This window comes from Bradyrhizobium sp. BRP20, from assembly GCF_020194215.1.
Taxonomy (GTDB): Bacteria; Pseudomonadota; Alphaproteobacteria; order Rhizobiales; family Xanthobacteraceae; genus Bradyrhizobium; species Bradyrhizobium yuanmingense.
In genome coordinates, this window is the sequence record NZ_JADYVY010000001.1 from 310,001 (window position 1) to 322,750 (window position 12,750).

Genomic DNA, 12,750 nt, shown 5'->3' on the forward strand with positions numbered 1-12,750 from the left:
TCCCGGATCGCAGGCAGCATGACCAAAGGGGAACAGCAAATCAAGCTCGCTTTGGTTGTGCGCCGGCCAAGCCGATCAATGCTGCGGCGCGAACGCGGCTTCCATGGCCTTGCGCGCCTTCACCGTTTCGTTGCCCGGGTCGAATTCGACATCGCTCCAGCGTACCAACGTGCCATGGGCGACGTCGTGCTTAAGCTTGAGGCGATGTGCGAGCCCGATCGGCAGGGCCCCAGCCCTGAGGCTCGCGGCCGCCGGTATCAGCTTGCCCCATACCGTGTAGCCGCCTTCGCCGTCGAGCATCTCCCCGGCACGCAAGTTACGTTTGGCCACGGCGGCGACGTCGCCGCGAAAGCCGTAAGGCTGCCCGGTGGGCTCGCCCCGCAGCGCGGCCGACAGCATCGAGATGTTCAGCTCGAGCCCGATCAGATGGTAGGGCTTGTACATCGCGGCATAGCGTCCGCTCCCATCGGTCTTGAGGCCGTATTGCCTGAAGCAATCGGCGGCATAGTCGTTGGGCGCCTCCAGTACCACATAGACGCCCCAGCGCAGGTCGCGAAACACCGGCCGGCCGTCGCGCTCGAGCGAGGAGACGACTTCGACGACACCGGATCGCTCCAGCACACCGCCGCGCGAGCGCGGCCGCATGATGTGCGGCAGATCATCGACGCCGCACGGCGGAAACGCCAGGCCGTCCGCGGGCACGTCGAGGCCGCAGGCATTGGCGATCGCGGCCATCTCGATCGCCGATTTGGTGCCGTCGAGGAACGAGTTGAACATCTGCGGATTCATGCCGGCCGACTGCGCTTCGCCCGCGGTCAGGCCGTAATGCTGCCAGACACCGTCGGGCGTCACGTCGTGATAGGCTGGCAGGTACTTCGTGCCCTTGCCGGCGGCAATGACGTGAAATCCAGTGGCGCGGGCCCAATCGACCATCTCCGCCGTCAGCGCCGGCTGGTCGCCATAGGCGAGCGAATAGACCACGCCGGCTTTGCGCGCTTCGTCGGCGAGCAGCGGGCCCGCCAGCACGTCGGCTTCGACATTGACCATCACGATATGCTTGCCCGCCGCGATCGCGGCGCGCGCGTGGGCAATGCCGACGGCGGGATTGCCGGTCGCCTCTACCACCACGTCCATGGCGCCGCCGGCAATGGCGCGCGCGCCGTCATCGGTGAACACGGTCGCGGCGATGCGTTCGGCATCCCAGCCGACGGTCCGGCAGGCCTCGCGGGCCCGGTCGCGGTCGATGTCGACGATGAGGGGCACCTCCAGCCCCGGCGTGTGCGGCACCTGTGCGAGGAACATCGAGCCGAACTTGCCGGCGCCGATCAGCGCGACACGGATGGGCTTGCCGGCGGATGCGCGGGCTTGCAGGAGGCGGAAGAGGTTCATGGGGGGTCCGAGATCGCTATGGCTGTCAGGTGACACTGTCAAACTTCGTCATTCCGGGGCGCGCGAAGCGCGAGCCCGGAATCCATTTCTCCACAAGCACTGCGGCCCGATGGATTCCGGGCTCGACGCTCCGCGTCGCCCCGGAATGACAGGTTACTCCGCCGCCTGCCGTGGTGCCCGCGCCAACCGCAGCAGCGCATCGTCGTCCACCGTCTTGATCGGCGTGAAATCGCGATGGGCGATGTAATCCGGTCGTGTCGGTGTGCGGATATGGTTCGAGACCGCATTCAGCGTCAGGTACACGATCTTGCGCGGATAGGGCGTGATGTTGCCGCTGGAGCCGTGCACGAGATTGCCGTGGAACATCAGCATGCCGCCGGGCTTGCCGGTGGGCGCGACGATGCCGCCCTGCTTGACGAGGCGCGTCACCGTATCCTCGTCCAGCGTCCATAGCGGATAAGAGGTGGTGGCAAGATCGTGCGAAGCCTCGAGATCGCCGGCGTTCTGGCTGCGCGGCACCAGCATCAGGGGGCCGTTGATCGGCATCACCTCGTCGAGGAAGATCGCGATGTTCATCGCCCGCGGCTCCGGCATGCCGTCATCGCGCTTCCAGGTGCCGTAATCCTGGTGCCATTGCCAGACGTCGCCGGTGAAGGCCGATTTCGCGTTGATCTTGAACTGGTGCATGTAGACGGGCTCCCCGAACACCTGCTCGACCGGCTCGATCATGCGCGGATGCGCGCCGAGGATCGCGAACGCCTCGTTGTAGAGATGCGCGGCAAAGGCCGTGCGCGGCGCTCCGCTCTTCTCGCGCCAGACCTCCGGCCGGTTGGCCTCATAGATGGCGACCGCCTCGCGCGCGAGCAGGTCGACCTCCTCTTGGGCGAACAGCTCGGGCAGGAACAGCCAGCCCTCGCGGTGGAAGAACTCCAATTGCTCCTGAGACAGTTTCATGGGTCGTCCTCCTTGGTTTTGTTTGTTTTTGTCATTCCGGGGCGCGACGAAGTCGCGAGCCCGGAATCCATTTTCCCCGCAGTCTCTGCCGCCCGATGGATTCCGGGCTCGATGCTTACGCATCGCCCCGGAATGACGGTGGCAATCGCTACGCCGCCGCCTCTTCCGTCGCCCGCAATCTCTCCTCGGTCATCCGTCCCGCCGTCTGCGCGTGCGCGAGCGCGGCGCGTTCGGCCGCTTTCGCGTTGCCGCTGAAAATGTGCGCGGCAATATCGGCATGCTCCGCCCAGGCGCTGGCGCGATAATCGAGCTCGGAGAGCACCGTCGCCATCGAGCGACGCATGTGCGGCCATTGCGGCGCCATGGTCTCCTCGATCACGGGATTGCCGGCGAGCTGATAGATCGCGCGGTGAAAATCGACATCGAGGGTGATGAGCTCGGATAGCGTGGTGTCGCGGTCGCTGCGGCGCCCGGCGGCGAGCGCTGCCTCCAGTCGCGCGCGTCCCGCTGCGTCGCTGGCCGCGCGCTGAGCGGCCAGCCCGGCCGCCAGCGCGTCGATGGCGCCGCGCACCTCGTAGAGCTGACGGATGCGCGCGGGATCGAGCTGAGTCACTTCAAAGCCGCGGCGGCCGCTCTCGGCGACCAGGCCCTGCCGATGCAACAGATGCAGCGCATGCGACACCGGCTGGCGCGACACGCCGAGCCGATCGGCGAGCTCGTTCTGCCGGATGCGCTGGCCGGGCCGAAGCGTTCGGTCGGAGATCGCCTCCAGGATCCGCGCATAGACCTGGTCGATCAAGTTCGGGAGCGGGTCGAGAGGGATCACGCCGGCAGCTCCAAGCCATCTCAGAATACGGAATTCCGTATTCGAACTTACGCTCGGCGAGGTGGAGCGTCAAGCCGTACCTCGGGCGATCCCAAGGGCTTCACGTCACCCGGGTAAGCTGTTGAATTTCCTGAGTCCGTCTACTGTGCATGGGGTTGTTTTCGCGACAACGGGTCCGGATCTGACCCATCCAGCACCTCCACCTCCATCGTGGCGATGTCGTCCGCATCGGCCACCGCCTCGATCGCCCCGATCCGCTCGCCCACGAACGTCACGCGCAGGGCAATGCGCAGCTGTCCGCCGAGGATGACGGCAGCACCCAACTCACCATCGACCAGCGCCGTGCGCGCCGTCCGGGCGCGGCCCTTGTAGAGCTGCGCGACAGCCTCGGCGCCGCGCACCTCCGCCAGCGAGCCGAGCCGCACCGCGGCCTGATCGGCGCGGAATACCACGTCGGGATCCAGCACCGCGAGTAGCCCTTCGAAATTGCCCTCGCGCGACGCTTTAAGAAATGCATCGACGATCCTTCGCTGCTGCGTCCGATCCGTCTCTGGCACCGGCGCGCCCTGCACGCGCCGCCGGGCGCGGCTCGCCAGTTGCCGCGAGGCATCGACCGAACGGCCGACGATCGGCGCGATCTCCTCGAACGGGACGGCGAACATGTCGTGCAGCACGAAGGCGAGCCGCTCCGCGGGCTGCAGCGTTTCCAGCACGACCAGCAGTGCCGCGCCGACGGAATCGGCCATCTCCGCCTCTCGCTCGCGGGTATCGTCAACCGGCTCGGGTACGTGCGGACCCATCGGATCCTCGCGACGCGACTTCCGGGCGCGCAGCATGTCGAGGCAGATGCGCGCCACGACCGTGGTCAGCCAGCCGCGCAAATTCGCGATGTCGGACAGGTCGTAGCGGCTGACCCGCAGCCAAGCCTCCTGCACGGCATCGTCGACCTCGGCGCGCGAGCCCAGCATGCGGTAGGCGACCGCACGCAAATGGTCCCTGCTCGCCTCGAACTGTTCAGTCAGAAAATTTTCTCCGGTCATAGGTCACATTCCCTCGTCGCGATCCGTCATGCCCATGACGAAGCCAATCCGGCCGATGTGACCGGAACCTTCGAAATTCGACAGATGGAGACGCAACATGATGCACGCCCGCATGAAACACCCTGTCATGGTCCTGCCGGAGGCCATGAATGTCCTTCAGTCCCTCGGCAACCTGACAAAGCAGGGTCTGCCGGAAAGGCTCCTCGAACTGGTGCACCTGCGCGCCAGCCAGATCAATGGTTGCAGCGTCTGCGTCGATATGCACCCGAAGGTCGCCCGCAGACTGGGTGAGACCGACGAGCGCCTGTTCGCCGTATCCGCCTGGCGCGAGGCGCCCTATTTCACGGACCCCGAGCGCGCCGCGCTGGCCCTGACCGAAGCCGTCACGCGCGTCGCCGATCGCGAGGATCCGGTGCCCGATGCGATCTGGAACGAAGCCGCCAAGCACTTCGACGAGCGCGAGCTCGCCACGCTGATCGTTGCGATCGCGACGATCAACGTCTGGAACCGCCTGAACGCGACGATCAAGATGCCGGTCGGCGTGTGGAAGGTGTGAGCTACTCCGTCAGGAATCTGCTCACCACCTCGCCGAACTCGAGCGGCGCCTGCTCGAACATCCAGTGGCCGGCGTTCGCGATCACTGCCGTCTCGGCGCCCGCGATGTGCGCGGCCAGCACGCGCCACATCACCGACAGGCTGCCGGTGGTGGCGCCGCCGCCTATCAGCAGCGTCGGCGTCCTGATCGCCTGCGCATCGCTGAGGGTGTAGGGCCGGCGCTGCTCGTTGATCTGGCCAAGGAAGGTGAGCGCGTTGTCGCGGAGTTGTTGCTTGGCCGCAGCCGGCACGCGCCGCCAGGAACCGTCGCCCTCGATGCCTTCGTAGAAATTCCGCACCGCGCCCTCGAGGTCGCCGCCGCGGATCATCTCGACCGAGCGCGCCGTGCGCGCCGCGAGCGGCGGATGCGCGGGCGTGCCTTCGGGCACAGGCAGGGATGGGTCGAGATCGCGGCCGGGCTCGGCCAGCACCAGCTTGTGCAACAGATCAGGCCGCGCCTGCGCCACGCGGAAGGCGATGTGGCCGCCGCGCGAATGGCCCATCAGGTCGACGGGGCCGGGCCTGACCTGCTCGATGAAGGCAATCGTATCGGCGACGTGCTGCGCCATCTTGTAGTCGTCGCCGACGGCGTCCCAATGCTCGGGAAAGAAGTGCCGCAGGCTGACCGCGATCACGCGATGGGATTTCGACAGCGGACCGAGCACCGAATACCAGGTGCGGAAATCACCGAGTGTGCCGTGCACACAGACCAGTGGCGGGCCCTCACCGACCTCGAGATAGGCCATGTCGTAACCGTTGACGCGGAAGCCTTGCATGGTCAGCTCGCCAGAAAATCCAAAACCACTTCGGAGAATTTCTGCGGCGCCTGCTCGAACATCGGATGCGTCGCGTTCGGGATGATCGCCGTCTTGGAATAGGGCACATGCGCGGCCAGCGCATGCAGCACTTTCGGCAAGAGGCCCTTGGTCCGCGCGCCCAGGATGAACAGCGTCGGCATCTTGATCGCCTCCGCATCCGCCTTCGAGAACGGCGGGCGGCTGTCGCGGACCTGGCCGATCAGCGTAAAGGCATTGTCGCGCAGGTTCTGCTTCACCATCGCGGGCAATCGCGGCCAGGTGCCGGGGCCTTCCAGCGTGTCGACGAAGACGGCGAGCCCGCCGTCGACATCGCCGGCCGCGATCTTCTCGGCCGAGGCCGTGAAGCGCGCCAGCAGCGGCGAGGGGCCGCCGACGTAGTCCGGATCAAGGCTCGCATCGAGCTCGCCCCCGGGCTCGGCCAGGATCAGCCGGCGTAAGAGATCGGGCCGCTGCTGCGCCACGCGGAAGCAGATATGCCCGCCGCGGGAATGGCCCATCAAATCGACCGGTCCCACATCGAGCTTGTCGATGAAGGCGATGACGTCCTCGACATGCTGGGCGATCGAATAGGTGTCACCGACGCCGTCCCAGCGCTCCGGGAAGAAGTGCCGCAGGCTGACGGCGATCACCCGGTGCCGCTGCGTCAGCGGCCCCAGCACGCAGCCCCAGACGCGGAAGTCATTCAGCGATCCATGCACGCAGACCAGAGGCGGACGGCCCCTGTCTTCGCCCACGTCGAGATAGGGCATGTCGTAACCGTTGACGTGGAGGCTCTGCATGATGGACTCGGGAGAGGATTGGAACGCCTGTGCAAGATTCCCGGAAACCGGGTGGATCGCAACTATTTCCAAGCCTAGATTTGGCACGACATCAAAGTGGGGGCCTGCAACGGAAGCAAGCCAGGAACCTAGACATGACCGACCAGCATTTTGCCCTGTTCGACACAAGGATCGGCCTGTGCGCCATCGCCTGGGGCCCGCGGGGCATCAACGGCACGCAATTGCCGATGGGCGGCGAGCAGAAGATCCGCACCCGCATCAGCCAGCGTCATGCCGACGCCGTTGAGGCCGAGCCGACCGCCGAGGTGCAACAGGCGATCGACCGCATGACGAAACTGCTCGCCGGCGAGCCGGATGATCTCACCGACATCCCGCTCGATCTCGACGGCGTGCCCGAGTTCAATCGCAGCGTCTACGACATCGCCCGCGCGATTCCGCCCGGCAAGACCGTCACCTATGGCGACATCGCCAAGCAGCTCGGTGGCGTCCAGCTGTCGCGCGACGTCGGTCAGGCGCTCGGCCGCAACCCGTGCCCGATCGTCGTGCCCTGCCATCGCGTGCTCGCGGCGGGCAACAAGCCCGGCGGCTTCTCGGCGAATGGCGGCGTGGTCACGAAGCTGAAGATGCTGGAGATCGAAGGCGCGCTGGTGAACCACACGCCGAGCTTGTTCGATTGAAGATACCAAAGCTTGCTCGGCGTCATGGCCGGGCTTGACCCGGGCATCCACGTGTTCCTTTGCGGTACAAAGAACGTGGATGCCCGGGACAAGCCCAGGCATGACGGTGTTGAGAGCGGCCGCTCGCCCTAAATCTTCGTCGCCGTCTTCGGCCAATACCGATCACGCAAATGCCGCTTCACCAGCTTGCCGGTCGGCGTGCGCGGCAGCTCGGCTTCGAAATCGATCGAGCGCGGGCATTTGATGGCGGAGAGGCGGCTCTTGCAATAGGCGATCAAATCGGCTTCCAGCGCCTTGCCGGCGCGGCTCATGTCGTGGGGCTGCACCACCGCCTTGACCTCTTCGCCCATCTCCTCGTTCGGCACGCCGAACACCGCGACGTCGGCGACCTCGGGGTGGGTGATCAGCACGTCCTCGGTCTCCTGCGGATAGATGTTCACGCCGCCGGAGATGATCATGTAGGACTTGCGGTCGGTGAGATAGAGGAAGCCGTCCTTGTCGAGATAACCGACATCGCCGAGCGTCGACCATCCCTTGGCGTTGTAGGCTTTCTTCGTCTTCTCGGGGTCGTTGTGATAGGTAAAGGCGGGCGCATCGGCGAAATAGACGGTACCGATCTCGCCGACCGGCTGCTCCTCATCGTTCTCGTCGAGAATCTTGATCTTGCCGACCACGGCGCGGCCGACGCTGCCGCGGTGCTCCAGCCATTGCTGCGAGTTGCAGACGGTGACGCCATTGCCTTCAGACCCGGCGTAATACTCGATCAGGATCGGCCCCCACCATTCGATCATCCTGGCCTTGACGTCGACCGGGCAGGGCGCGGCGGCGTGGATCGCTCCCTTCAATGTGGAGACGTCGTATTTGGCGCGCACCTCGTCCGGCAGCTTCAGCATGCGCACGAACATGGTCGGCACCAGCTGGGATTGCGTCACCTTGTACTTTTCGACCAGCTTCAGGAACTCTTCGGCGTCAAAGTGCTCCATGATGATGGAGGTGCCGCCGAGCACGATCGCCATCATGTTGAAGCGCAGGGGTGCCGCATGATAGAGCGGCGCCGGCGACAGATAGGTGCTCTCCGCATTCATGCCGCACATGTCGGCGCAGAGCACGCGGAGGAAGGCGTTCGGCACGTCGATCCTGTTGCCTTCGAAAGCCTTCTTGATTCCCTTAGGGCGCCCGGTGGTGCCCGACGAATACAGCATGTCGTAGCCGGCGACCTCGTCGGCGATCGGCGTCGTCGGCTGCGCGGCGGCTTCCTTGTCGTAGGAGCGGAAGCCGGGCAGCGGGTCGTCCATCATGTAGAAGATCGGCTCGCCGGGCGTGCCTTTGATCAGGCCCTTGATCTGGTCGGCGCATTTCGGCGTCGTGATCACGACCTTGGCGCCGCAATCGGCAATGATGTAATCGATCTCGTCCTGCTTCAGGTAGCGGCTGATCGCGGTGTAATAGAGCCCGCTGCGCTGTGCCGCCCAGCACAGCTCCATGAAGGCGAGGCGGTTCTCCATCAACAGCGCAATGTGGTCGCCGGCCTTGAGGCCAAGCGAGCGGAACAGATGCGCGCCCTGGTTCGAGAGCTCGTCGAGCTCGCGATAGGTGATCGCCTTGCCGGTCCCGGCCATCTGGTAGGCGATCTTGTCGGGCGTCGTCTTGGCGTGGATACAGGGGTGGGTCATGGCATTTCCTCAAAACGTGAAATGGCGAGTAGCGAGTGGCGAATAGGGAAGAAGGGCAAACCGCTCTTCGTCTACTCACCACTCGCTACTCGCCACTCGCTACTCGCTTTTGTTCTTCTTACAGCCGCTCCACGATCGTCACATTGGCCATGCCGCCGCCTTCGCACATGGTCTGCAGGCCATAGCGCTTGCCCCGCTGGTGCAGCGCGTGGACCAGCGTCGTCATCAGCTTGGTGCCGGAGCCGCCGAGCGGATGGCCGAGCGCGATGGCGCCGCCGTTGACGTTGAGACGCTCCGGGTCGGCGCCGGTGGTCTTCAGCCAGGCGGTCGGCACCGAGGCGAAGGCCTCGTTGACCTCGAACAGGTCGATGTCGCCGATCTTCATGCCGGCCTTCTCCAGCGCGCGCTTGGTGGCGTGCAGGGGAGCATCGAGCATGATCACGGGATCGCCGCCCGTCATGGTCATGTGATGGATGCGGGCGAGCGGCTTGACGCCGAGCTGCTTCAGGCCCTTCTCGTTCACCACCATGACGCCGGAGGCGCCGTCGCAGATCTGGCTGGCGCTGGCCGCGGTGAGCTTGCCGTTCTCGGCGATCAGCTTGACGCCCTTGATGCCGTCGAGCGTGACATCGAAGCGAATGCCTTCGTCGATGTGGTGAGTGTCCTTGCTGCCGTTGGCGCGGGTGATGTCGAGCGGCACGATCTCCTTCTTGAAGTGACCTGCTTGCGTCGCCGCGATCGCGCGCTGATGGCTCTGGTAAGAATATTCGTCGAGCTCATCCTTGGAGAGGCCGTACTTCTCGGCCATCATCTCGGCGCCGGTGAACTGGCTGAACACGATATTCGGATACTTCTTCTCGATGCCCGGGCTCTTGTAATTGCCAAAGCCATTCTTGGCCGGAAGCTGCGACGACAGGCCCATCGGCACCCGCGTCATCGACTCCACCCCGGCCGCGATCACGACGTCCATCGCACCCGACATCACCGCCTGCGCGGCGAAGTGCAGCGCTTGCTGCGAGGAGCCGCACTGACGATCAATCGAGGTGCCTGGCACACTCTCCGGAAGCTTCGAGGCCATGATCGCGTTGCGCGCGACATTGTTGGACTGTTCGCCGACCTGCATCACGCAGCCCATGATCACGTCCTCGACCTGGGCCGGATCGACCTTGGTGCGGTCGACCAGCTCGTCCAGCACCTTCGCGGCGAGATCGGCCGGATGCCAGCCGGCGAGGCGGCCCCCCTTGCGCCCGCCGGCGGTGCGCGCAGCGGCGACGATGTAAGCCTCGGCCATGTCGGTCTCTCCCTGAATTCTTTATTGGGTGGGTTGTCGGGCGATTTAAGGGTCGGACCATCGTTTAGTCAATCGATCAATTAACTCTTGTGATGAGGCGCTGCTTGCGCTTATCTGCGCCCCGCTTCCAGCGGCCAAACAGGGATCTCCGTGGCGACCAGCGTACCGAACAGGCTCCCCAGCGGGAAAAATTCCACGGCAGAGAAATTGCTGGTGGCCGCGAGCGAGCTGATGATCGAACGCTCCTCGATCGAGATCTCGCTGTCCGATATTGCGCAGAAGTCGGGCGCCAACGCGGCCCTGGTCAAATATCACTTCGGCAACAAGGACGGCCTGCTGCTGGCGCTGCTGGCGCGGGATGCCGCGACCGAGATGACCAATCTCGAATATCTGCTGGCACAGCCGATCACGTCGACAGCGAAGCTGAAGCTGCACATCGCCGGCATCATCCGTGCCTATCACCGGTTCCCCTACATGAACCGGCTGATCCACTATCTCTTGCACGAAACCAGCGCGAGCTCTGCCGACGAAGTCTCGAAATTCTTCGTTGCCCCGCTGCTGGACTTCCACCGCCGCCTGGTGGCGGAAGGCGTCAGCCGCGGCGAATTCCGCCCGACTGATCCGGTACTGTTCTACACCAGCCTGATCGGTGCCTGCGATCACCTGTTCTTCGGCCGGCACGCGATGTCCCGCGCCACCGGCGTCGGCCCGGTCACTGACGATGTCTGCCGGCAATACATCAAGCACATGGAAACGCTGATCTGCGGCGGCATCCTCACGCAAGCCGGGGAAGCCGCTGCGGCCGGATAGTCCGGCCGACACGTGACAAGTCTAGAGAAGAAACGCTCAAGGAAAGGTACAAGCGATGCAATTAAAAGACGTAGCCGTTCTCATCACCGGCGGCGGCTCGGGCCTTGGTGCCGCGACCGCCCGCGCCATGGCCGCCAAGGGCGCCAAGATCGGCGTGATCGATCAGAGCAAGGAAAACGCCGAGAAGGTGGCCGCCGAAGTGAAGGGCGTCGCGCTGCACGCCGACGTCACCAGCGAGGAGCAGATCAAGGCAGCGATCGCCAAGGCGGAAGCCGCACACGGCGTCGCCCGCGTGCTGATGAACTGCGCCGGCATCGGCGGCTCGCAGCGCATCGTCGGCCGCGACGGTGTCTATCCGCTCGAAAAGTTCGCACGCATCATCAACGTCAATCTGATCGGCACCTTCAACTGCCTGCGGCTGTTCGCCGAGCGCCTCGTTACTGCGGAGCCGATCGGCGAAGAGCGCGGCGTCATCATCAACACGGCCTCGGTTGCCGCCTACGAAGGCCAGATCGGCCAGATCGCTTATTCGGCCTCGAAGGGTGGCGTCGTCGGCCTGACGCTGCCGGCCGCGCGCGATCTCGCCAGCCAGAAGATCCGCGTCAACACCATTGCGCCCGGCCTGTTCTTCACGCCGCTGCTGATGGGCCTGAACGAAGAGGCCCGCAAGAGCCTGGGCGCCCAGGTGCCGCATCCCTCGCGTCTCGGCGATGCCAACGAATACGGCATGCTCGCGGTGCACATCGTCGAGAACCCGATGCTGAACGGCGAGACCATCCGCCTCGACGGCGCGATCAGGATGGCGCCGAGGTAGGTGCTTTCTTCCTTCTCCCCTTGTGGGAGAAGGTGGCATAGGCGGCCTTAGGCCGCCGTTCTTAAGAACGCCGAAGCGAAGCTTCGGCTACGGCGCCGGATGAGGGGTTGTCTCCACAATCTCATTTGTGGAGGCAGACCCCTCACACAAGCGATTGTGCGGCTAGCGATTTACATGCCCTCTCCAAGGGGAGAGGGCGCAGCAATCGGCGCCGCGACTCGCGGCAAGTGCGAGGCACCCATGTCCCAACCGCTGCTGATCGAGCATGACGATGGCGTCGACCGGGTGACGCTCAATCGGCCCGAGCACCTCAACGCCCTCGATCCGGCGCTGATCGATGCGCTCAACGACTATTTCCAGGGCCTGCAACGCAATCGCGACACGCGCGTCGTCGTGCTCAAGGGCGCCGGCAGGAATTTTTGTGCCGGGCTCGATCTCAAAGCTGCGATGGCGCGCCGGGCCGGACAGCAGGAGCCGCCGGGCGTCACGGAGTCGCTGGATTCGCAGCGGCGCATCGCCGACATCGTGATGCTGATGCGGCGCTGTCCGCAGCCGATCCTGGCGCTGGTGCAGGGCGCGGCGGCCGGCGGCGGCTTCGCGCTGGCGCTGGCCTCCGACATCCGCATCGCGACGAGATCGGCGCGGATGAATTGCGCTTTCATCAAGCTCGGGCTCGGCGGCTGCGATATCGGCACCAGCTATTTTCTGCCGCGCCTCGTCGGCGTCTCCGTCGCATCCGAGCTGATCCTCACCGGGCGCTTCATCGGAGCGGAGCGCGCGCTCGCGGTCGGCCTCGTCTCGGAGATCGTGGACGAGGACAAGCTCGATGACGCGGCCGCGCCTTATGTCGAGGCGATGATGACGGCCTCGCCCGTGGGCCTGCGGCTATCCAAGGAATGCCTCAACATGAGCGTCGATGCCAGCTCGCTGGAAGCTGTGATCGCGATGGAGGATCGCAACCAGGTCCTGTGCAGCCGCTCGGAAGAGTTTTCGGAAGGCATCAGGGCCTTCCTTGAGAAGCGAAAGCCTGTCTATATCAGGCGCTGAACGATGAAGATCCGCAAAGGACAGTAATTCCGGGAGAC

The 12,750-nt window shown here is 65.0% G+C and carries 13 protein-coding genes; 5 read left to right on the forward strand and 8 right to left on the reverse strand.

What is annotated here, in order from left to right; translation table 11 throughout:
- Positions 1-75: 75 nt before the first annotated feature.
- The 4 genes from I6F33_RS01500 to I6F33_RS01515 all read right to left on the reverse strand — a co-directional run bounded on the left by I6F33_RS01500 (position 76) and on the right by I6F33_RS01515 (position 4,209).
- Positions 76-1,389, reverse strand: coding sequence for an NAD(P)H-dependent oxidoreductase (locus I6F33_RS01500; protein WP_225140793.1), 1,314 nt, complete (start codon positions 1,387-1,389; stop codon positions 76-78).
- Positions 1,390-1,542: 153 nt separating this feature from the next.
- A complete protein-coding gene (locus I6F33_RS01505; RefSeq protein WP_036020838.1) occupies positions 1,543-2,343 on the reverse strand; it encodes a phytanoyl-CoA dioxygenase family protein in 801 nt (266 codons plus the stop codon).
- Between the two features lie 148 nt (positions 2,344-2,491).
- On the reverse strand, positions 2,492-3,169 hold the full coding sequence (locus I6F33_RS01510; RefSeq protein WP_057028357.1) for a GntR family transcriptional regulator: 678 nt from the start codon (positions 3,167-3,169) through the stop codon (positions 2,492-2,494).
- A gap of 140 nt (positions 3,170-3,309) precedes the next feature.
- A complete protein-coding gene (locus tag I6F33_RS01515; RefSeq protein ID WP_225140795.1) occupies positions 3,310-4,209 on the reverse strand; it encodes a sigma-70 family RNA polymerase sigma factor in 900 nt (299 codons plus the stop codon).
- A 100-nt stretch (positions 4,210-4,309) separates the two neighbouring features.
- On the opposite strand from I6F33_RS01515, the gene I6F33_RS01520 reads away from it, so the two are divergent.
- On the forward strand, positions 4,310-4,765 hold the full coding sequence (locus tag I6F33_RS01520; protein ID WP_225141292.1) for a carboxymuconolactone decarboxylase family protein: 456 nt from the start codon (positions 4,310-4,312) through the stop codon (positions 4,763-4,765).
- A 1-nt stretch (position 4,766) separates the two neighbouring features.
- Here the strand turns inward: I6F33_RS01520 and I6F33_RS01525 are convergent, their stop codons facing one another.
- Together I6F33_RS01525 and I6F33_RS01530 are read right to left on the reverse strand one after the other, a co-directional pair.
- Positions 4,767-5,579, reverse strand: coding sequence for an alpha/beta fold hydrolase (locus tag I6F33_RS01525; RefSeq protein WP_225140797.1), 813 nt, complete (start codon positions 5,577-5,579; stop codon positions 4,767-4,769).
- Positions 5,580-5,581: 2 nt separating this feature from the next.
- A complete protein-coding gene (locus I6F33_RS01530; protein WP_036020851.1) occupies positions 5,582-6,400 on the reverse strand; it encodes an alpha/beta fold hydrolase in 819 nt (272 codons plus the stop codon).
- A gap of 134 nt (positions 6,401-6,534) precedes the next feature.
- On the opposite strand from I6F33_RS01530, the gene I6F33_RS01535 reads away from it, so the two are divergent.
- On the forward strand, positions 6,535-7,077 hold the full coding sequence (locus I6F33_RS01535) for a methylated-DNA--[protein]-cysteine S-methyltransferase (RefSeq protein ID WP_225140799.1): 543 nt from the start codon (positions 6,535-6,537) through the stop codon (positions 7,075-7,077).
- Positions 7,078-7,205: 128 nt separating this feature from the next.
- Here I6F33_RS01535 and I6F33_RS01540 read toward each other — a convergent pair whose 3' ends face one another.
- Positions 7,206-8,750 carry an acyl-CoA synthetase gene (locus I6F33_RS01540; RefSeq protein ID WP_225140801.1) on the reverse strand — a complete coding sequence of 515 codons (1,545 nt, stop codon included), beginning with the start codon at positions 8,748-8,750 and terminating at the stop codon, positions 7,206-7,208.
- Positions 8,751-8,868: 118 nt separating this feature from the next.
- Positions 8,869-10,041 (reverse strand): acetyl-CoA C-acetyltransferase, encoded by a 1,173-nt coding sequence (locus tag I6F33_RS01545; RefSeq protein WP_225140803.1) that lies wholly within the window; start codon positions 10,039-10,041, stop codon positions 8,869-8,871.
- 231 nt (positions 10,042-10,272) lie between these two features.
- On the opposite strand from I6F33_RS01545, the gene I6F33_RS01550 reads away from it, so the two are divergent.
- The 3 genes from I6F33_RS01550 (at position 10,273) to I6F33_RS01560 (ending at position 12,712) form a co-directional block, all read left to right on the forward strand.
- Positions 10,273-10,851 carry a TetR family transcriptional regulator gene (locus I6F33_RS01550; RefSeq protein ID WP_249789811.1) on the forward strand — a complete coding sequence of 193 codons (579 nt, stop codon included), beginning with the start codon at positions 10,273-10,275 and terminating at the stop codon, positions 10,849-10,851.
- Between the two features lie 55 nt (positions 10,852-10,906).
- Entirely contained in the window at positions 10,907-11,665 is a 759-nt protein-coding gene (locus tag I6F33_RS01555; RefSeq protein WP_024337318.1) for an SDR family NAD(P)-dependent oxidoreductase, read from the forward strand.
- A gap of 240 nt (positions 11,666-11,905) precedes the next feature.
- Positions 11,906-12,712, forward strand: a complete 807-nt coding sequence (locus tag I6F33_RS01560; RefSeq protein ID WP_109142270.1) for an enoyl-CoA hydratase/isomerase family protein — start codon at positions 11,906-11,908, stop codon at positions 12,710-12,712.
- Positions 12,713-12,750 lie beyond the last annotated feature (38 nt).